Source organism: Flexivirga caeni (assembly GCF_003724155.1).
GTDB classification, from domain to species: domain Bacteria; phylum Actinomycetota; class Actinomycetes; order Actinomycetales; family Dermatophilaceae; genus Flexivirga; species Flexivirga caeni.
This window is the reverse complement of the sequence record NZ_RJJQ01000012.1, coordinates 35091-54950: the sequence shown is the minus strand read 5'-3', so window position 1 is coordinate 54950 and position 19860 is coordinate 35091. Positions and strand designations below refer to the sequence as shown.

At 67.5% G+C, this 19860-nt stretch carries 18 protein-coding genes; 8 read left to right on the top strand and 10 right to left on the bottom strand.

Going from position 1 to position 19860, the window contains the following annotated elements; all coding sequences use genetic code 11:
- Position 1 precedes the first annotated feature (1 nt).
- Entirely contained in the window at positions 2 to 430 is a 429-nt protein-coding gene (locus tag EFY87_RS12405) for a molybdenum cofactor biosynthesis protein MoaE (RefSeq protein WP_123271801.1), read from the bottom strand.
- 137 nt (positions 431 to 567) lie between these two features.
- Between EFY87_RS12405 and EFY87_RS12400 the strand changes: the two genes are divergently transcribed.
- Both EFY87_RS12400 and EFY87_RS12395 read left to right on the top strand, forming a co-directional pair.
- The gene (locus EFY87_RS12400) at positions 568 to 2043 is read left to right on the top strand and encodes a zinc-dependent metalloprotease (RefSeq protein ID WP_123271800.1); all 1476 of its coding nucleotides are present in this window, start codon (positions 568 to 570) and stop codon (positions 2041 to 2043) included.
- Positions 2040 to 2597 (top strand): NUDIX hydrolase, encoded by a 558-nt coding sequence (locus tag EFY87_RS12395; protein ID WP_220093612.1) that lies wholly within the window; start codon positions 2040 to 2042, stop codon positions 2595 to 2597. Before EFY87_RS12400 ends, EFY87_RS12395 begins: the two co-directional genes overlap by 4 nt.
- On the opposite strand, the gene EFY87_RS12390 is transcribed toward EFY87_RS12395, so the two are convergent.
- Positions 2589 to 3155: a M48 metallopeptidase family protein gene (locus tag EFY87_RS12390; protein WP_123271799.1), complete on the bottom strand. Its 567-nt coding sequence runs from the start codon at positions 3153 to 3155 to the stop codon at positions 2589 to 2591. The two genes, EFY87_RS12395 and EFY87_RS12390, sit on opposite strands and share 9 nt — an antisense overlap.
- 122 nt (positions 3156 to 3277) lie before the next feature.
- On the opposite strand from EFY87_RS12390, the gene EFY87_RS12385 reads away from it, so the two are divergent.
- The 5 genes from EFY87_RS12385 (at position 3278) to EFY87_RS12365 (ending at position 9647) form a co-directional block, all read left to right on the top strand.
- Complete coding sequence (locus EFY87_RS12385) at positions 3278 to 3568, top strand: DUF2249 domain-containing protein (RefSeq protein WP_123271798.1); 291 nt, start codon at positions 3278 to 3280, stop codon at positions 3566 to 3568.
- Positions 3541 to 4662 carry a hypothetical protein gene (locus EFY87_RS12380; protein WP_245988618.1) on the top strand — a complete coding sequence of 374 codons (1122 nt, stop codon included), beginning with the start codon at positions 3541 to 3543 and terminating at the stop codon, positions 4660 to 4662. Before EFY87_RS12385 ends, EFY87_RS12380 begins: the two co-directional genes overlap by 28 nt.
- The gene (locus EFY87_RS12375; protein WP_123271796.1) at positions 4659 to 7337 is read left to right on the top strand and encodes a multicopper oxidase domain-containing protein; all 2679 of its coding nucleotides are present in this window, start codon (positions 4659 to 4661) and stop codon (positions 7335 to 7337) included. Before EFY87_RS12380 ends, EFY87_RS12375 begins: the two co-directional genes overlap by 4 nt.
- Before the next feature lie 94 nt (positions 7338 to 7431).
- On the top strand, positions 7432 to 8280 hold the full coding sequence (locus EFY87_RS12370; RefSeq protein ID WP_123271795.1) for a TOMM precursor leader peptide-binding protein: 849 nt from the start codon (positions 7432 to 7434) through the stop codon (positions 8278 to 8280).
- Positions 8281 to 8321: 41 nt separating this feature from the next.
- Positions 8322 to 9647 carry an ABC1 kinase family protein gene (locus EFY87_RS12365; RefSeq protein WP_123271794.1) on the top strand — a complete coding sequence of 442 codons (1326 nt, stop codon included), beginning with the start codon at positions 8322 to 8324 and terminating at the stop codon, positions 9645 to 9647.
- A gap of 14 nt (positions 9648 to 9661) precedes the next feature.
- Here the strand turns inward: EFY87_RS12365 and EFY87_RS12360 are convergent, their stop codons facing one another.
- Genes EFY87_RS12360 through EFY87_RS12340 form a run of 5 tightly spaced genes read right to left on the bottom strand, consistent with a single transcriptional unit; the run spans position 9662 to position 14927 of the window.
- The gene (locus EFY87_RS12360; protein ID WP_123271793.1) at positions 9662 to 10477 is read right to left on the bottom strand and encodes an ABC transporter ATP-binding protein; all 816 of its coding nucleotides are present in this window, start codon (positions 10475 to 10477) and stop codon (positions 9662 to 9664) included.
- Positions 10474 to 11505, bottom strand: coding sequence for an ABC transporter ATP-binding protein (locus tag EFY87_RS12355; RefSeq protein WP_158607619.1), 1032 nt, complete (start codon positions 11503 to 11505; stop codon positions 10474 to 10476). The genes EFY87_RS12360 and EFY87_RS12355 overlap by 4 nt, the downstream gene beginning before the upstream one ends.
- A gap of 8 nt (positions 11506 to 11513) precedes the next feature.
- A complete protein-coding gene (locus EFY87_RS12350) occupies positions 11514 to 12407 on the bottom strand; it encodes an ABC transporter permease (protein ID WP_123271791.1) in 894 nt (297 codons plus the stop codon).
- Positions 12404 to 13339, bottom strand: a complete 936-nt coding sequence (locus EFY87_RS12345) for an ABC transporter permease (RefSeq protein WP_158607618.1) — start codon at positions 13337 to 13339, stop codon at positions 12404 to 12406. Before EFY87_RS12345 ends, EFY87_RS12350 begins: the two co-directional genes overlap by 4 nt.
- Before the next feature lie 31 nt (positions 13340 to 13370).
- The gene (locus tag EFY87_RS12340) at positions 13371 to 14927 is read right to left on the bottom strand and encodes an ABC transporter substrate-binding protein (RefSeq protein ID WP_123271789.1); all 1557 of its coding nucleotides are present in this window, start codon (positions 14925 to 14927) and stop codon (positions 13371 to 13373) included.
- 272 nt (positions 14928 to 15199) lie between these two features.
- On the opposite strand from EFY87_RS12340, the gene EFY87_RS12335 reads away from it, so the two are divergent.
- On the top strand, positions 15200 to 16753 hold the full coding sequence (locus tag EFY87_RS12335; protein ID WP_123271788.1) for a serine hydrolase domain-containing protein: 1554 nt from the start codon (positions 15200 to 15202) through the stop codon (positions 16751 to 16753).
- A 6-nt stretch (positions 16754 to 16759) separates the two neighbouring features.
- Here EFY87_RS12335 and menC read toward each other — a convergent pair whose 3' ends face one another.
- The 3 genes from menC to EFY87_RS12320 are packed head-to-tail and all read right to left on the bottom strand — an operon-like array spanning position 16760 to position 19835.
- Positions 16760 to 17863 carry an o-succinylbenzoate synthase gene (gene menC, locus EFY87_RS12330; RefSeq protein WP_123271787.1) on the bottom strand — a complete coding sequence of 368 codons (1104 nt, stop codon included), beginning with the start codon at positions 17861 to 17863 and terminating at the stop codon, positions 16760 to 16762.
- A complete protein-coding gene (locus tag EFY87_RS12325; RefSeq protein ID WP_123271786.1) occupies positions 17854 to 18690 on the bottom strand; it encodes a hypothetical protein in 837 nt (278 codons plus the stop codon). Before EFY87_RS12325 ends, menC begins: the two co-directional genes overlap by 10 nt.
- Positions 18691 to 18695: 5 nt before the next feature.
- The gene (locus tag EFY87_RS12320) at positions 18696 to 19835 is read right to left on the bottom strand and encodes a M20 family metallopeptidase (protein ID WP_245988617.1); all 1140 of its coding nucleotides are present in this window, start codon (positions 19833 to 19835) and stop codon (positions 18696 to 18698) included.
- Between the last annotated feature and the right edge of the window lie 25 nt (positions 19836 to 19860).

The following is a 19860-nucleotide window of genomic DNA, read 5'->3' as shown; positions in this document are numbered from 1 at the left end:
TCTACAACCCGACCCATTCGTCGCTTCCGTCGCGGAATGCCTGATGCTTCCAGATCGGCACCCGCTCTTTCAGGGTGTCGATCATGTCCTTGCATACTGTGAGCGCGGCAGCACGATGCGGTGAACTCACTGCGACGACGACAGCGCGGTCCCCCACCCGCAGCCGGCCGACCCGGTGCACGGCGGCGAGTGCGGTGATCTCGTCGGTCAGCACCGACTCGGCGACCTCCCGCATCACCTCGACGGCCGACGGGTGAGCTGAATAGTCAAGCAGTTCAACTGCTTTCGCGTGATCCTGCTGACGGACCGTCCCAATGAAGACAGCCAGGCCGCCCGCCGCCGGGTCGCTCACGGCAGCCAGCGCCTCGTCGACCGAAAGCGGTGTGTCACGCACATCCACGAAGCGCACGCGTGGGTCCGGCTGCGTCATACGTTCTCCTGATTGCGCTACGGGCGAACACCGGCGCCGCGGTGGAACCCGGGCACGGCGTTCGTGGTTGTCTAGTGGAGAGCCTATTCACGGTCGGCACGCACCCACCGCGTGCCCCATCCGGGCCAGGAGAAGACATGTCGAACAACCCGCCAGAGCTACCCGACGACGACGAGCCGCAGCAGCCGGACCTGTCCGAGCTGTTGCGCTCGGTGCTCGGCGGCGACTCCGCCAACGACCAGCTGGCCAGCGCGCTGGAGCAGATGGGCATGCAGGACATCGACCCGCAGATGATGCAGCAGCTGCAAAGTCAGCTGCAGGCGATGATGTCCACGCCCGTCGAAGGCGCGGTCAATCTGGAGCTGGCAACCGATGTCGCCCGCAAGACGGTGTCCGCGGCCGGCGACGCGAGCGTCAGCGCGACCGCTGCGCGCAACGTCGAGCAGGTCGTGCAGGTCGCCAACCTGTGGCTTGACGAAGTCACCGATTTCGCTGCCGTCGGGCCGGCCAAGGCGCTCAGCCGCGCCGAGTGGGTCGAGCAGACGATGCCGATGTGGCGCCAGCTGGTCGAGCCGGTCGCGTCCGGCGTCAACGCGGCGATCGAGCGCGCCATGGGCGAACAGTTGCGGCGTCTCGACCCCGGCGACGCTGCGCAGCTCGGGCTGCCGGCCGGTGTCGATCCGGCCGCCCTGATGGGCCAGATGCAGCCGATGATGGCGCGGATGAGCGCCGGCATGTTCGGCGCCCAGATCGGCCAGGCGGTCGGTGCACTCGCGGGTGACCTGGTCAGCGGCAGCGAGATCGGGCTGCCGCTGACCGACGGTGTCGCGATGCTGCCGGCCAACGTCAGCGACTTCGCCGAGGGCCTCGAGATCGACGGCGGGGAGGTCAACCTTTATCTGGCGGTGCGCGAGGCGGCGCGGGCCCGCCTCTTCGCGGGGGTGCCGTGGCTGGGTGCGGCGCTGATCGCCGCCGTCCAGTCGTATGCCGGAGACATCTCGATCGACACCGAGGGCATCGAGCGCGCGATCTCCGACGCCGACCCCAGCGATCCCGCCGCGATGCAAGAGGCGTTGCAGGGCTCGCTCTTCAGCGCCGAACCCTCCGAGGCACAGCAGCGCGCGCTCGCGCATATGGAGACGTTGCTCGCCCTGGTCGAAGGCTGGGTCGACGTGGTGACCAACGAGGCGACCGGTCAGCACCTGCCGCACACCGCGCAATTGTCCGAAGCGGTCCGCCGTCGTCGCGCCAGCGGCGGCCCGGCCGAACGAGTCTTCGCCTCCCTGGTCGGCCTGGAGCTGCGACCCCGCCGGCTGCGCGACGCCGCCCAGGTGTTCACCGCGCTGTCCGACGCGATGGGCCAGCAGGCGCGCGACGGCGCCTGGAAGCACCCCGACTTCGCGCCGACCGCCGACGATCTGGACGACCCGCAGGCCTATGTGCGGCGCCGGCAGTCCCCGGACGAGCAGGCCGCCGCACCGGACGAGGTCGACGCCGCACTGGAGGCGCTGCTCGCGCAGGGCGCTGCCGAGCTGGATGCCGAGCGCAGCACGTCGGGCGACGACGAGCCGGGCGACGACGAGCAGGACGGTTCCGCGAAAGGCGACGCGTGACCGCGTCCGACACTGCCCGAAATGCATTGCGCGACGACGCTTTCCGGACGTTGTCGCAGCTGGCTCCGGGGCCGGCGAAGGACGCGTTCGAGGCGCAGCTCGCGGCATACGACGACGCGCTATGGCGCGACGGGCCACCTGAGCACTTCACCGCGAGCGCCGTCGTCTTCTCCGCCGACCTGACGCAGGTGCTGCTGGTGCTGCACAAGAAGGCCGGCCTGTGGCTGCAGCCGGGCGGCCACTTCGAACCGGGCGATCGGACGGTGACCGGCGCAGCGCTCCGGGAGGCCGCCGAGGAGTCTGGCATCGAGGGCCTGACAGCGGTGCCGGGCGCGATCTACGTGCACCGGCACGACCTGGCCGCCGCCTTCGGGCGCTGCAGCGCTCACTTTGATCTGCGGATCGCCGCTGTGGCGCCGCCCGATGCGACGATCACAGTCTCGGACGAGTCCGACGACGTGCGCTGGTGGCCGGTCGACCGGCTGCCCGAACCCACCGACCCCGACCTGGCCGACTGCATCGACCGGCTGCGCCCGCGGGTGCTGTCAGCCTGACGTCCCGCCGGGGACGCCGCCCGCGTCGGACACGTCGTCGGTGTCGTCTGCCGGCATCCCCGCCCCGAAGGTGACCCCGTCGAGGTAGCCGCGGGCCCGCTCCAACTGGGGGTAGGCCTCCAGCAGCGCCCAGAAGCTCTTGCCGTGGTGCGGCTGCAGCAGGTGCGCGAGTTCGTGCAGCAGCACGTAGTCGCTGACGTATTCGGGCATGCCCTGCAACCGGTCGGACAGCCGGATCGTGCCGTTGAGCGGGGTGCACGAGCCCCATCGCGAATGCTGATTGCCCACCCAGCGCACCGAGCTCGGGTGGGCGAGGCCACCGAGATAGCGAGCGGACAACTGTGCTGCGCGGGTGGTCAGCTCGGCGTCGGTCGAGCGGCCACGATGCGCTGCTGCCTGGACCTTGCGGACCACGTCCGCGACCAGCCGTTGCTCCTCGCGCTTGGACAGGCGGGCAGGCACCAGGACCACGATGCGATCGCCCTCGCGGTATGCCGTCACCGTGGTGCGGCGGCGCGCGGATCGTCGCACTTCCACTTCGGGTGTGGGCGCCGTCATACCCCGAACCTAAGCGATGCCGCTGACATCCGCGACCACCCCGGAGTGGCGAAGCAATGCCACAGGGTTTATTTTTCACAATTGGTATTGTAATAACTACCTACGCCGGATCGAGGACTGCCATGTCGACCGAACTGCCACTCACCGAGACCAGCCACGCGTGCGGCTGCGGTGAGACCCACGCAAGCCCGTTGCCCGAACTCGATACCCGGGTCATCCCGCACGAGCTGCGCCACGGTGCGGTGTTCGGCGCGCTCGCCACCCGCCAGCCGGGAACCGGCCTGATCCTGATCGCTTCGCACGACCCGAAGCCGCTGCTCGCGCAACTCGCGCAGCGCGAAGGCGACAGCATCGAGATCGAATATCTTGTCGAAGGCCCCCAGGCGTGGCACCTGCGCATGACCCGGCGCTGAGCCTCGCATCATCCGGGCGACGGAGCGCCCGCGTTCCGTCGCGCGCCTGGCTGATGATCCCCGCAGCGCTCAGCCTGCTTGCCGGCCTGGACGCCGGCCTCCTCCTGGCAGGGGTCACCGTGCCGCTGCACGCGGCGGCACTCCCCGCCCGGCATGGCGTGCTGATGACGCTCGGCTTCCTCGGCACGCTGATCTCCCTGGAGCGAGCGGTCGCGCTGCGCGCCCCCTGGGGGTATGCCGCGCCGGCGCTCCTCGGTGCGGGCGGCGTCGCGCTCACCCTCGGGCTGCCCGCCCGCGTCGGTGCCGTCCTACTCGCCGACGGAAGTGTGGCGCTGCTCGCGGTCTACGCGATGCTCTACCGCCGCCAGCACGACGCAGCCACCGCGGTGGAATCGCTCGCCGCCGTCGCGGCTACGGGCGCTGCCGTGCTGTGGCTACGCCTGCCGGTATCGCACCTGCTGCTGTGGCTGGTCGCATTCGTGGTGCTGACGATCTGCGCCGAACGTGTCGAGCTCGCCCGATTGCACCTGCCGGCCCGCGCTGCCGGTCTCCTCCTCGTCGGCGCCTTCCTGGTGATGGCCGCGGCCGTCGCCTCGCTGGCCTGGCCGGACATTGGTGATCACGTCGCGGGTGCGGTGCTGCTGGTCCTCACCGGTGCCCTCACCGTCTACGACGTCGCTCGCCATACGATCAGGCTGCCCGGACTGCCTCGGCTGTCGGCCGTCGCGCTGTTGTGCGGATACGCCTGGCTCGCCGTCGCCGCTGCCGTCTGGCTGTGCGTCGGCACGCCGATCAGTCAGGCGCAGTACGACACAGCGGTCCACGGCGTCTTCCTCGGTTTCGGTATGTCGATGGTGATCGCACACGCCCCGGTGATCCTGCCCGCGGTAGCGCGCACGCCGATGCCCTACCGGCGAATCCAGTGGGCGCCTCTCGTCGTGCTGCAGCTGAGCCTCGTGCTGCGGATCGTCGGCGGAAATGCGTGGGGAAGCAATCGTCTGTGGACCTGGGGAGCCGTGCTGGGGGTCACGGCACTGCTGCTGTTGCCGCTGACGGTCGTGGTGAGCATGGTGAGCGGAAGGCGCACCGCATGATCGGGACATCGGCTGCTCCACCCGGCTCCGGCACCACGCCCCCCAAGCCCGGTCGCGGACGGTGGGCCCTGCGAGACCAGCCGGCGGTCGGCTGGATCGTGGCAGCAGTGGTCGTGGCCTTCCTGCATCCGGTGCTCGACGACTCGCACTGGCTGATGGTGCACATGATTCTGCTAGGTGCGATGACTCATGCCGCGATCGTCTGGAGCACGTACTTCACCCAGGCGCTGCTGAAGACCTCGGACGACCTCGATCCGCGCGGTCGGCAGTCGGCGCGCATCGTGACCGTCATCCTCGGCGTCGTCTGCGTGCTCGTCGGCGTGCCGACCGCGCACTGGGCGCTCGCGATCGTCGGCGCCTCACTCGTCTCCTGCGCCATCCTCTGGCACGCGATCGCCTTGGCGATCCGCTTGCGCACCAGCGTGGCCCAGCGATTCCGCACGACCGTCCTCTACTACCTCGCGGCTGCCATCTGCATGCCGGTCGGCGCTGGTTTCGGGGTCGCCCTCGCCAAAGGCCCTGCCGCAGACTGGCACGGGCGACTCCTGCTCGCCCACTCGATGACCATGCTGCTGGGCTGGCTGGGGCTCACCGTGCTGGGCACCCTGCTCACGCTGTGGCCGACGATGTTGCGCACCCGGATGGACGAGCGCGCGGAGACCTTGGCCCGTCAGGCGCTCCCGATCGTCCTCGTCGGGCTCATCGGGATCGACTCCGCAGCCCTGATGAGGCTGCGCTGGCCAGCCGTCGCCGGGTTCGTCATCTATCTGACCGGTGTGTGTTGGTGGGGCCGGGCGCTGATCCGACCGGTGCGCACCCAGCCGCCTCGACATGCTTCGGCGTACTTCGTCGGCGCCGCCCTCGTCTGGGCGGCCGCCCTCCTGGTGCTGGTCCCCGTCCGCGTGGCGAGCGCAGGTTCGTGGTCGCGGATCACCGACGGCTACGACACGATCGCGACCATCGCCGCGGTCGGCTTTGCGTTCCAGCTGCTGACCGGTGCGATGTCACACCTCCTGCCTGTTGTGATCGGCGGCGGCGCCCAGGTGATCCGCGCGGCGCAGCGGCATTTCGACCGATTCGCGATCACCCGGCTCACGATTGTCAACCTCGGCCTGCTGCTGTGGATCACGCCCACCCCCGCTGCCATGCAGGACACCGCGCAGGCGCTGGTGCTGATCACCCTGCTCAGCCTGATCCCCTTGATGATCATGGCAATCACCGCGGCCGTGCGGATGCGCCGTGAACTCGCCGGCGACCACGGTCTGCGCGGTCGTCAGCTCGGGGTCGATCCCGGCATCTGGTCGCCAGGCCAGGTGGTGGCCGGCATCGCGGTGCTCGCGCTGGCGGTGAGCGTGGCCGTGGCCTGGAACCCCGGCGGGCTGACCGGCGTAACCCAGGCGGCTGGCTCACGCGGTGCGGTGCAGGCAACCGGCCACACGACGACGGTGCACGTCACGGCGTACGGCATGCGCTTCCACCCGTCCTCGGTCACGGTGCCCAGAGGCAACAAGCTCGTGGTGGTGCTGACCAACACCGACAGCACGACCTCCCATGACATCTACTTCCCGGGTCGCGCGAAGACACCGCTGCTGGCCGACGGACAGACGGCCACCGTCCACGTCGGCGTCATCGGCAAGAGCCTGGAAGGCTGGTGCACGGTGATCGGGCACAAGGCGTTGGGAATGGTCTTCGACGTCAAGGTCGCGGGAGCCTCGGCCGCCAGTTCCGGCAGTCCGGGGATAACGATGGCGTCCGGGGGCGGCTCGTCATCTGTGCGGCCGAACGACAGCGTGCCGTCCTCCTTCACAGCGGCCGACGCCACGCTGCCGCCCCTCACCAGCTCCAGGGTCCACCACGTCACCCTTACGGTCCGCGACAGGAAGATGCAGGTCGCTCCCGGCATCTATCAGATGCGCTGGACCTACAACGGACAAGTGCCCGGACCCGTCCTGCACGGCCGGGTCGGCGACACCTTCGTGGTCACGCTGGTCAACGACGGGTCAATGGGGCATTCGCTGGACTTCCACGCCGGTGATGTGTCGCCCGACGAACCGATGCGGACGATCGCACCCGGCCAGTCCCTCACGTACACCTTCACCGCGCACCGGGCCGGGATCTGGCTCTATCACTGCGCGACGGCACCCATGAGCGCACACATCGCCGCCGGCATGGAGGGCGCAGTGGTGATCGACCCGCCGCATCTCCCCCCGGTCGCCCATAGCTACGTGCTGATCCAGTCCGAGGTCTACGTCGCCGGAAACGGCAGATCCCCAGTCAACTCGGTCGACGAGACCGCTGTCGCCGCCCGCAAGCCCACCTTCGTCACCTTCAACGGTATGGCGAATCAGTACGACTACCGTCCGCTGACCGCGACAGCCGGCCAGCGAGTGCGCATCTGGGTGATCGACGCCGGGCCGAACGAAGCATCCAGCTTCCATGTCGTCGGCACGCAGTTCGACACGGTCTACGCGGAGGGCGGCTATCTGCTCAAGCGGGGCCGAGACGCCTTCGGAGACACCGGTGGCGGCTCGCAAGCCCTCGCGCTGGAACCGGCGCAATGTGGCTTCGTGGAGTTCACGCCGACCGCCACGGGACACTATTCGTTCATCAGCCACATCATGAGCGACGCAGAGATCGGAGCACACGGCACACTCACGGTCACGGTCCGGAAGTGACCTGCGGTGCCCTCCTCGCTGTGGAAAACTTCTGCGCGGGTCGGGCGATCAATGGCACGGTGGCGACTCAGCCAGCCGGCCGAAGGAGCCACCGATGACCACACAGCCAACCACCGGCCAGCCACCGCAGCTGCCCGACCGTGTCGCCGTGCGCCGCCACGGACCGGGCGCAGTGCTGGTCACCGGCCCCCGCCCGGGCGGGCTGGTGCTTTCCGGACTCGCCGAGTCCGAGGCAACCGCAGTCCTGCGCCTCGGCACGGCCGCCCGGAACCCGCGACCGGCATACGTCTACCCGGCACCGTCCGATCGGTGGAGCGGCGTGCTGATGCTGGTGCACCAGGCCGCGGAGCGCCTCATGCCGGAGCCGTCGGCCCGCAGCCGCCCGGTCGTGCTCGGCGATGGGCCACTACCGGAGGAGATCCGCCGGGCGCTGACCCCGATCGTGCAGCGCGTAGCACCCGAGGCGGAGGCGCTCGCCGCGCTGCATGCGGACGCGGTGCTGCATCCGCCGGACCTGGCCGTCATACCCGCGCTCGACGCCGTCCCCGCGCTCACCGGCCGGCCGTGGCATGCGAAAGGCATCCGGCAGTTGCCGGTCGTCGTCTCCGGTGACCGGCTCACCGTCGGTCCGCTGGTGCGGCCGGGCACGGGACCGTGCCTGAACTGCCTCGACCTGCACCGCAGCGCCCGCGACCCGAACTGGGCCTCGTGGCAAGCGTTCCGCGCCGGTATGCCGGACGGCGTCACCACACTCGACGCCGCGCCGGAGCTGCTGGCCGCGGCCGCGGCGCTGACGGCGTTCATCGTGTCCGGGCAGCAGCGTGGCCGCCCTCTGCCGCCGGGAGTCAGTCTCAGCATGGACCTGCCGCATCCGCGCATCCGTCATCACCTGTGGACCCAGCACCCGGGCTGCTGCGGCGCGTCGGACGTGCATCCGGCGTAGGGCGTCGATGGGCTCCGAACCGCAAGGGTGACAATGGATTCGTGAGCGACCTGCCCCGCAAGACCGTCGTGCGTGCCGCGCGGCTCGCGACGCTGCCCATCGGCTTCGGGGCGCGGGCTGCCGTCGGTCTGGGCAAGCGCGTCGGTGGACGGCCGGCCGAGATCGTCACCGCCGAGTTGCAGGCGCAGACCGCTGAGCAGCTGTTCAAGGTGCTGGGCGGGCTCAAGGGCGGGGCCATGAAGTTCGGCCAGTCGCTGTCGATGTTCGAGGCGGCACTGCCCGAGGAGCTGGCCGCGCCATACCGGTCGATGCTGACCAAACTGCAGGACACCGCCCCGGCGATGCCGACGGAGTCGATGCACACCGTGCTGCGGGAGGAGCTCGGGGACGACTGGCGCTCCGACTTCCTCGAGTTCGAGGACGAACCACGCGCGGCTGCCTCGATCGGCCAGGTGCATCGCGCGCGCTGGCACGACGGGCGCGAAGTCGCCGTGAAGGTGCAGTATCCGGGCGCTGCCGAAGCGCTGATGTCCGACCTCAACCAGCTCTCCCGGGTCGCCAGGGTCAGCACCGGCTGGATGCCGGGACTGGACGTGGCACCGATTCTGGCCGAGCTGAAGGGCCGGATGGCCGAGGAGACCGACTACAGCCTCGAGGCGGCGATGCAGGAGCAGTTCGCCGACGCGTTCGCCGACGACCCCGACTACCTGCTCCCCGAAGTAGTGCTCGCGACGCCGCGAGTCATCGTCAGCGATTGGCTCGAAGGGGTGCCACTGTCCCGGGTCATCGAATCCGGCACCCAGGAAGAGCGGGATCTGGCCGCTGCTCGCTACTTCGAGTTCCTCGTCAGCGGACCGGAGCGGTCGGGGCTGCTGCATGCCGACCCGCACCCGGGCAACTTCCGGCTGCTGCCCGACGGGCGCTTCGGGGTGCTCGACTTCGGAGCGGTCAACCGGTTGCCCGATGGCCTGCCGCCCGCAATGGGCGAGCTGATCACGGCGGCGCTCGCCGGCGACGAACAGACGTTGCTCGACGGGCTCCGAGAGGAGGGCTTCGTCAAGCGGTCGATCGACGTCGACGCGCAGGACGTGCTCGACTACCTCGGAATCTTCCTGAAACCGTTGCGCAGCAACGAATTCCGCTTCGACCGCGACTGGCTGCGCGGCATCTTCAACTTCCTCAACGACCCCCGCAACAAGACCTTCACAGTCGGGCTCCGACTCAACCTGCCGCCGCAGTACCTGATGATTCACCGCGCCTGGCTAGGCGGAATCGCCGTGCTCTGCCAGATCGGCGGCAACGTGCCGGCCCGGGAGATCTTCGACCGCTGGGTCCCCGGCGCCGACCTGCCGCCGCTGGACGACTGAAGATCCGTCCGCAATCAGAATGCCAGGGAACTGCCGTCGCGCAAACCCTCGGTGCGCGGTCCCCGCAGCCGTGGGATGGCGGCCAGCAGCTCCTTGGTGTAATCGTCGTGTGGATCCTCGAAAAGCTCGGCGCACGAACGCTCTTCGACAATCTTGCCACGATAGATCACGCTCACCCGATCGCACAATGTCCGCACGATCGACAGGTCGTGCGAGATGAAGAGAATGGACAAGCCGACCTCGTCGCGCAGGTCAGACAGCAGGTTGACGATGCCCGCCTGCACGGAGACATCGAGAGCAGCGACAGGTTCGTCGGCAACGAGCAGCCGAGGCTTGATCGACAGCGCCCGGGCGATCGCGACCCGTTGCCGCTGACCTCCCGACATGCCTGCCGGCCGGGACGTCAGCAGCGATGCCGGCAGCCGGACCATCTCCATCAGCTCGCAACACCTCGCGTCGAGTGCCTTGCCCCGCAGCTCGGTATGGCGCCGGAGCATCTCCTCAAGCGTGCCGCGGATCGTCATCCGCGGGTCGAGCGAACCGTAGGGATCCTGGAACACCATCTGGATGCCGCGCCGGTCGGCCCGATTGCGCCGCGCCCCGAACGTCCTGCCCTCGAACGTGATCGACCCGGAGTCGATCGGCTGCAGTCCGACGACGGCCCGGGCGAGCGTGGACTTCCCCGACCCGGACTCACCGACCAGGCCAACGATCTGGCCGCGACCGACATCGAGCGACGCGGACGTGACAGCTTGCAGGACCGTCCGAGCCTGCTTCTGCCGGAAGGTCACCACGACGTCGGAACAGCGCAGCAACGGATCGTCACTCATCGTGCCTCCTTCGCAAGCTGCACTCGCCCGGACTCGTGTCCGACCGGATGGCGACAGTGCACCTCACGTCCCTCGACAGTCGAGGTATCCGGCACCCGCGCCTGCTCGCAATCGTCCTGCCGGTACTCGCAGCGCGGTGCGAACGGGCAGCCGAGCGGCCGGTCGCTCAGCGAGGGCGCGCTGCCCGGGATGGAATAGAGCCGCCGACCGATCCGGTCGACATCGGGTGTCGATCGCAGCAGCGCCTCTGTATAGGGATGGCCGGGATCGTCGAAGACCGAACCCAACTCGGCGGAACTCTCCATGACGTTGCCCGAGTAGAGGACGGTGATCGAGTCGCACAGCTGCGCCACGACCGCAAGATCGTGTGTTACGTAGAGCAACCCGGCGTCCAGCTCGTCGCGCAGGTGCGTGAACAGGCTCAGGATCTGTCGCTGAACCGTCACGTCGAGAGCGGTGGTCGGCTCGTCGCAGAGGATCAGCTTGGGCTTGCCCGCCACGGCGGCCGCGATCATCACCCGCTGTTTGAGACCACCGGACAGCTCGAATTCGTAGGCGTCGACCTTGTGTTCGGCATCGTGGATGCCCACCAGCTTCATCAGGTGTATGGCGTAGTCCCTCGCCTGCGAGCGGCGCAGGTGATCGCGGCGCATCACCGCGTCGACGATCTGCTCACCGACCGGGATCACCGGGTTCAGCGCGACCGACGGCTCCTGGAAGATCATCGAGATCCCGGTTCCCCGCAGACGCTCCAGGCGCCTCGCGTCCGCCTTAGATCCGTGCGCCAGGTCGAATTCCGCGCCGTCGAAGACCATCCGGCCCGAAGTCACGACCGCGTTTGGCGGCAGCAGCCCGAGGATGGCCCGCAGCGTCAGGCTCTTGCCGGAGCCGGATTCGCCGACCAAGCCGCGCGCCTCGCCATACCCCAGCGAGAACGAAACGTGCTCCAGCGCGGTGAGTTCAGCACCACCGACCTGCAGCTTCAGTGTCAGGTCATCGATCTCGAGCAGTGGCCCCGCGCTGGTCATCTCACTCCTCATCGCTCGATCCGCAAGGCGTGCGCCAGCCCGTCACCGACGAACGAGAGCGCCAGACTGGTCCAGATCACCGCGCCCGCCGGGAACAACGTCATACCGTAGTAGCCGCCGGCGAGAAACTGCTGGCCGTCGGCCATCATCGACCCCCAGTCCGGAGTCGGCGGCACGATGCCGAGGCCGAAGTAGCTGAGGGTCACGATGACGCCGACATTCATGACGATATCGCTCATCGCGTACACGATCGCCTGAGTGGCGACGTTGGGTGCGAAGTGCCGCAACAAGATCCGCCACGTGGAGATGCCGCCGGCCTGACATGCCGCGACGAACTCCTTGTTGCGCAGCACCATCGCTTCGCCGCGAACCAGCCGGGCATATGCCACCCACGAGACGCACGTGATCGCCACGAAGATGCTCCAGGCGCCGTTGCCGAGAACGAAGACGAGCGCGATGACCAGGATAAAGAACGGAAAGGCGGTCACGATGTCCGCCAGACGCATCATGATCGTGTCGATCCAGCCGCCGAAATACCCTGAGACTATTCCGAATACGAGACCGATGAGGAACGGCGCGATGACCGCGACCACGGCGATGGTCAAATCGCTGCGCGCGCCGTACACAACTCTCGCGAAGATGTCGCGGCCCAGGTTGTCCGTGCCGAACGGATGACTTCCGGACGGTCCGAGCAAGGTATGCATGGCGTCCGGGGTCGTGGGGCTGTGCTGCGCGACAAGCGGTGCGAAGGCACCGGCCAGCACCATCAGGCCGATCATCACGGCACCGATCCATAGTTGCAGATTGTGGCGCCGCAACCAGCCGGGAGCCCACCCGGCCCGCCTGGGCCCGGGGCCGAGCTCTGGTGGCACGAGGGGGATCGCTGTCTCACTCGTGGTCATGACAGCCTCGCTCTCGGGTCGAGCCGGGCATACACCAGGTCGGTGAGCAGGTAGACGACGACCACGATGAGCCCGAAGACGAGAGTGCAGGCCTGCACGAGTGCGTAATCACGATTGAGTATTCCCGTCATCAGCATCGAGCCCATCCCTGGTATGGCGAAGACCTGCTCGACGACCAGCGCACCGCTGGCGAGCGCGCCGACCTGGATGCCGAGGATGCTCACGCCGGAGATGCTCGCATTGCGCAGCACGTACCGTCGCCGGATCTTCCCCTCCCCCAGCCCTTTTGATCGCGCGAAGCTGACGTACTCACTGCTATAGGACTCGATCATCGCTGCCCGAAGCCCACGCACCAGGAGCGGCACGATGCTCAGGGCGATCGTCAGCGCCGGCAGCATCAGTGCCCAGAGACGATGCCCGAATCCGTCGGGATAGCCACCGGCCGGGAAGATCGCGATACGCACACCGAGGAACAGGATCAGCATGCTGCCGATGAAGAACGTCGGCGAGCCCTGGATGACCGCGTTGAACAGTCGCACGACCTGCGCAGCCAGACCGTTCGGCTTCGTCACGGTCCGCGACGCCAGCGGGATCGATATCAGGACCGCGAAGACGGCGCTCAGTACGATCAGGATCAGCGTGACCGGCAGCCGCTGCGCCATCAGCGACGTGATCGACGTGTGGTAATACAGCGACTGGCCGAGATTGCCGTGTAGCAGCTGTCCCAGATACGACAGATACTGCATCGGCAGGCTCCGGTCCAGTCCCCATTGATGCCGCAGGGCAGCAACTGAAGCAGCATCGGCCTTGTCGCCCAAAGCGGTTCGGGCGGGGTCTCCCGGCGCAAGGTGCATCAGGAAGAACGAGATCGTGACAACTCCCCACACGACGGGGATGGCGAGCAGGAGCCGCCGAACCAGCCAGCGCAGCACGGATCCTCCTATCAGCGACCTACTGCCGGGGTCACTTGGACAACCAGACATCTTCCAGGAAGTAGTTGCCCGTCGCCCCTGGAGCGAAGCCGTGGACTTTGCTCGAGTAGGAGTAGTTGCCCGGCACATAGAAGAGCGGAATGTAGGGCACGTTGTCGTTAATGATCTGCTGCATCTGGTCGTAGTCCTTCTTGCGGGCAGCCTGATCGGATGCACTGCTGGCGCTGTCAGCGAGCCGGTTCATCTGCGCATTGTTGAACCAGGTGTAGACCGTGTGTACTCCGCCGCTGAAAGTGCCTGCGAACCGTGCGATTTCGTCAGGGTCGACGATGTCCGTGGTGTAGAGCCCGAATGCCATGTCATAGTTGCCCGCACCCTTCGTCGAGTACTGCGAGGCAGGGTCGAGCGACTTGATCTTCAGCGTGATCCCGATCTTGGCCAGATCGGCCTGGATGAGCTGCGCCTCGGCCGAAGCGTCCTGATCGCCGGAGGAGATCGTGATGGTGGTCGTGAAACCGTTCGGCACACTCGACTTGGCCAGTGCTGCCTTGGCCGCTGCCAGATCGAAAGCCGTCGGCTTGATCGACGCGTCGTGCGCCCACGTCGTCGGCGACAAGTAACCTCCGGCGAGGGTTGCCCGGTTGTAGTAGACCGACTTCAGGATGGCTTCCTTGTCGATCGCCAGCCGGATCGCCTTGCGGACGTTGACATCGTTCAGCGGCTTCCGGCTGGTGTTCATGCCAAGATAGTCGACCTCGCTGGACGGGAAGCTGGTGAACTTCAGCCCTGGAGTCTTCGAGACCGCTTGGATGCTGGAGTTGGAGGGGTATTCGTTGATCTGGATTTGACCGCTCGACAACTGGGTGGCGCGGGTGTTGCTGTCGGGTACGACGGTAAAAGTGACCGAGTCGAGTTTCGGGGTGCCTTTCGCCCAATAGTCCGGATTCTTGACGATCTTCAGGCTGCTGCCCTTGGTCCAGCTGTCGAACTTGAAGGGACCCGATCCGACCGGGTGCTGCGCGAATGCCTGAGCGGACTTGCCACCGTAATTGTCCGGCACGATGGAGTTGGCGAACAGCGCCATGTCGGCCGGAAACGGAGCCCACGGCTTCGCGGTGTGGAAGACAATGGTGTGCGCGTCCGGCGTGTCCATCGCGGTGATGATCGAGTCGATGAACGCGAACGGCGAGGACTTCTTCTGCACCTGCTCGATCGAGAACTTCACGTCCGCCGAGGTGACCGGCCGGCCGTCGGCGAACTTCGCGTCTTTGCGCAGATCGAACGTCCAGCTGAGTTTGTCGGCCGACTGCTTCCAGGATGTCGCCAGTGACGGCCGCACGCCACTGCCGTTCTGCGCCGGCACCGTGAGCGTGGAGTAGATCTCCTCGATGATCCAGATCGCTGCGTTGTCGGTGGGAACCGACGGCAGCAAGGACGTGGGCTCGTCAGCTCGTGCCATCACTAGGTTGCCACCCGACTGCAGCTTGGCATCGGAAGCGCCGGAGCCGCCGGAACCGGACGAGCACGCAGCCAGGGACGCCGCGGCTGCGATCACGAACGCACTGGTCAGAGTCCTTCTGCGGATCATTTGATCGTCAGCTCCTGTCGCACGAGCGCGCGCCACACCTGTCGAGCGATGGGGCTCACGCACTGTTTGTCACCCTGATGGGCACGAGCCACAGTAAGTCGACGGCTGGTGCCTTCGAACTGGTCGCGGGCACGAAAGTTCAGCATTGAATTCGTGCGGCCGAACGGTTCTCTGACGTAGCGCGCTCGTTACGTTGTGCGTGGCCGGGACGCTTAGAGAAGCGGCCCGCGGAAGACCGTCCAGTCCACCGTCGTAGGAGCGTGCTGACACAGATGTCGAACGAGACGATCCGGATCCCCATCGAGTCGCAACTCGACGCGTTCTTCGCGCAGTACGTGGCGGCAGACACGGCACGGGGACTGGTGTACGGACTGAGCGGACCCGACGGGCTACGGCACTCGACCGGGTTCGGGGTCGTGTCCGACGACGGCCTGGTGCCGGACGCCGACACCATCTTTCCGATCGCCTCGATGTCCAAGAGCTTCATCGCATGTGCCGCGCTCATCGCTCGCGATCGTGGACTGCTGTCGCTGGACGACCCGATCACGACCTACTTTCCGCAATTCTCGGCCAGCGGAACGGCGGACGACCCGTGCGATCCGCCGACCCTGGGAATGCTGCTGTCCATGTCGGGCGGTCTGACCGAGGACAACTCCTGGGTGGACCCGTTCATCGACGCCAGCGAGGACGAGGTGCTTGAACAGGTCGGCAAGGGTTTGCGCTACAGTCACGTGCCCGGCCTCGTATACGAATACTCCAACCTCGGCTACGCACTCGCCGGCCTTGCCGTCGGACGGGCGGCCGGCTCGCCGATCGAGCGGTTCGTGCACGACGAGATCTTCCTGCCGCTCGGCCTCACCGCCACGTGCTTCGACAATGCCGCACCCGCTGGGGTCAGCCGCGCGACCGGATATCACCTTGATACAGAAGGAAATTGGGTCGGATACCCGCACGTGGCGTCCGCAGCGTTCGCCGCCGCGGGAGGGATCATGAGCACCGTTCGGGATCTCACGACCTGGATCAGCTGGCTCGGCGCGGCCTTCCGTGCCCCGCAGTGCCAGGAGCCGCAGATCCTCAGCCGCGCCTCCAGGCGCGAGCTGCAACGACTGCGCATCCTCGACTGCCCGTCGGTGACGGTCGGCACGGACGGCGCGCTGCACCCGGCGGTCACCGGCTACGGACTCGGCGTCCGGATCGACCTGGATCTGCAACGTGGCACGATCGTCGGCCACGGCGGCGGCCTGCCGGGATTCAGCCTGTTCATGTGCTGGCACCCGGACTCCGGGCACGGCGTCGTGACTCTCACCAACAGCCACCGCAGCAGCGCCGGAATCATCTGCCTGGCGGCGTTGCGGCAACTGCTCGCGTATGACGCAACCCCGTCGGAAACGATTGTTCTCTGGCCCGAGACGGTGCAACTGCGCGAGTCCGTCGACCGGCTGATCCGGCAGTGGGATGACGACCTCGCTGGGCAGGTCTTCGCACCGAACGTCGACTTCGACCGCTCGCTGCGCGAGCGCCGTGCGGAGATCGACGAACTGATCGAGCGGATCGGACCGCTCGGCGACCCGCGACCATCTGACGACATCGTCTCCGCAGCCACAGCTGCCGATGTGACCTGGTCGATTCCCGGGGCGCACGGTGAGTTGTTGTGCTTGATCCACCTGACGCCGGTGGAGCCGGCCCAGGTGCAGGAGATCGTCATACAAGCGGTTCCGGCCGGCCGACCGCGATACGCGGCACCGGTCGACCTATCCCCGCGGCGCGGCAATCCCGGAGATCCGGTCGTCTCGGCCGCACGGAACGTCCGCGTCGAACTGCCCTGAGGCGCTTCAGAGTTCGATCGTCTCGACGGTGAACTTCTCGAGCAGGCGCCGTTCCGGAGGAGTGCAAAGGCCCGGCTCCCGCGGGACATCGATGTGCCCGCCCCGCATTTCGATCGGCGGTGTGATGTCCTGCCGGTAGAACCGGTCCGAGGCAGAGACATCCCCCACCAGGGTGAAGCCGGGCAGGGCGGCGAGAGTCGCGTTCGCCGCCCTGCCGATGCCGCTCTCGAGCATGCCGCCGCACCACACCGCGACTCCGTGAGCCCGCGCGAGGTCATGAATGCGCCGGGCCTCCAGGTAGCCACCGACCCGGCCAGGCTTGACGTTGATCACCGCTGCAGCGCCCATGCTGATGGCGCTCGCCGCGACGGCCGCAGAAACGATCGATTCATCGAGACACATCGGCGTTGTCAGCAGTTGGCTCAGCGCGGCGTGCTGCCGCAGATCGTCCTCGGCGAGAGGCTGCTCGATGAGCAGCAGCCCGAACTCGTCGAGCAGGCGCAGGTGCGCCGCGTCGGCCAGCGTGTATGCCGCGTTCGCATCCACCTGGAGCGGGATCGGCCCGAACTCCTTGCGCACCGCTCGGACGGGCTCAATGTCCCAGCCCGGCCGGATCTTCAGTTTGACCCGCAGGTAGCCGGCGTCCAGGTAACCGCCGACGGCGGAGAGCAACGCGGCGACGGAGTCCTGGATCCCCACCGACACCCCACATGGGATCCGCTGCCTGGTCACCCCGAGGTATGCCGCGAAGCTCGTGCCCGCTGCACGCAGCTGCGCGTCGAGCACTGCCATCTCCAACGCCGCCTTGGCCATCCGGTGGCCCACAATGGGAGCCAAGCGCTGGCCGACCGTCTCCGCCGTCAGCTCACCATCGAGTCGCGGCATCAGGAATCGGCGGATGACGTCGATTGCTCCCGAGACGTATTCACTGGAGTAGAGCGGTTCGTTCAGGGCGACGCACTCCCCCCAGCCGGTGACCTCCCTGCCCTCGACTGCTGCGGTGAGTTCGAAAATTATCGCGGTCCGCTCCGTCTGGGTCGAGAACGACGTCGTGAACGGCGCCACCAGCGGCAGCCGCACCGTGTGCAGAGTCAGTCGAGTCAGCCGCATGCGCGGCTCCTTTCCAAGCGGTAAAAACCGGAGCGGTCAAATCCAGTGATGCTCCAGCCATCGTGGGTCAATTCGGTGAACACGGCTCGCGTCATGGCTCGCCAGGCTGCGGCGAGCTCGGGATCGTGGACGCGGAGCGTGACGATGTCGTCGGGTACCGCGACGCGGCACGTCGTTGCCGACGGCGGCAACGCGATGCGGACCGGTTCCCGCGCCTCACCGAGCTCGAGAGCCGGCAAACCGGGTGGATGTTTCGTGCGACGTGGTGGCCAGACGGCCAAGTCCCACCGAGCCACCACACGGTCACTACCCTGACCGTCGTTGAGGCCGTCGCTCATCTCGCCGTAAAAATCCGGTATGTAGTCGACGGCATGCGCGCCCAGTCGTTCCAGGTTGAAGTACGCATTGCGGGCGACCAGCGGATCGTACGTCCAGGAGATCGTGGCAACCGACCTGCGCAGTGCCCAGGCCCGCTGGTGCAGTTTCAGTGCCGCACCGATGCCACGGCCGGTACGAGCACCGCGCACTCCCGCGATGTGCGAGTGGAGCCCGGACTCCGTTGGCGCCGCGAAGAATCCGACGCAGACACCGACCAGGGTGCCGTCCTGGAATGCTCCCGCGACATAGTTCTCCGAGTGCACCAACGCGATCAGCAGGCTCGCTTCAAGGGGTACCCGCCCCGCCCCTGGGGCCCAGATCTGCGCGAGCAGCTCGCAGGCTTCCGGGGCTTCTTCGGTGCGCAGCTCCCGCACCTGCACTCCACTGGCGCGGGCGCGTGCCGATGCGACCTGCTGCGCACGGTTGACCAGCACACTATCGATCGCCATCGCGCTCACCCAGCCCCTTGCAGTAGCCGGCGCAGCAATGCCGCGAGCAAGGTGGTCCGCGGCACGATGTGGTTCACCAGCACGTGCTCATGCGCCGCGTGTGCGCCGTCCCCGACCGCACCGAGGCCGTCCAGGGTCGGCACGCCGACACCGGCCGTGAAGTTGCCGTCAGATGCTCCGCCGACGGACATCGTCGACAGCTGAGTTATCCCGGTTTCTGCGGCGACTTGCAGCGCCAGCGACGTGAGGTCACCGGACGAGCCCGCTTGCAGGGGCGGACGATTCGGGCCGCCTTCCACGGTCAACGTCGCGCCCAGCAGCGATGGCGTCAGGGCCCGTATGGCGTGGTCGACTCGTTGCTGCTCGCCGGCATCCCACATCCGCGCATCCACAGCCAGCGATCCCTCGGCCGGGATTGTGTTGGTCGTAGTCCCGGCGCGCGCGAGCGTCGGTGTCACGGTAGTTCCGTGCTCGGGACTCGCCAGCGCGAGCACATCCTGGATCAGTTGGGCAAGCGCGACTGCGGCATTGATCCCAGAGGCCGGTTCCAGCCCGGCGTGTGCAGCGCGGCCGACGATCTTGATCTGGTAGGTGGACACCCCTTTGCGACCGATCTTGAGAGCCCCGCCCGGCCCCGACGCCTCCAGTACGAGACTCGCGACGCAGCCGGTCGCCTCTCGCTCGATCAGGGCACGCGAGGTGGGAGACCCGACCTCCTCGTCGCCGGTGATCAGCAACGTCACGCCATCCGCTGACCCCTCCAGCGGGCCTAATGCGGCGATGGCGTGAAAGGCCTGCACCAAACCGGTCTTCATATCGAAACAGCCCGGTCCACGCAAGACGCCGTCACGCACGCCGTACGGGATCCGGTCCAGGGTCCCGAGCGGCCAGACCGTGTCGTGGTGTCCCAGCACGAGGACCCGAGCCGGCTTGTCTCCGAATCGCCAGCGCAGATGTGTGCAGCCATTGACGACGACCCGGTCCGGGTCGGTGCCGAGGCGTCCCCGCCCGACGCTAGAGACGACATCGGCGCTCCGGGTCACGGCACCCTGGTCAGCCGATGGCGACTCGCATTCCACGAGCCGCCGGATGTCATCCAGCATCTCCTCCAGTGTCGCGGCCGGCACCGCGTGTCTTGCAGTCACGTCTGCCAGCATCCGTCATCGAATC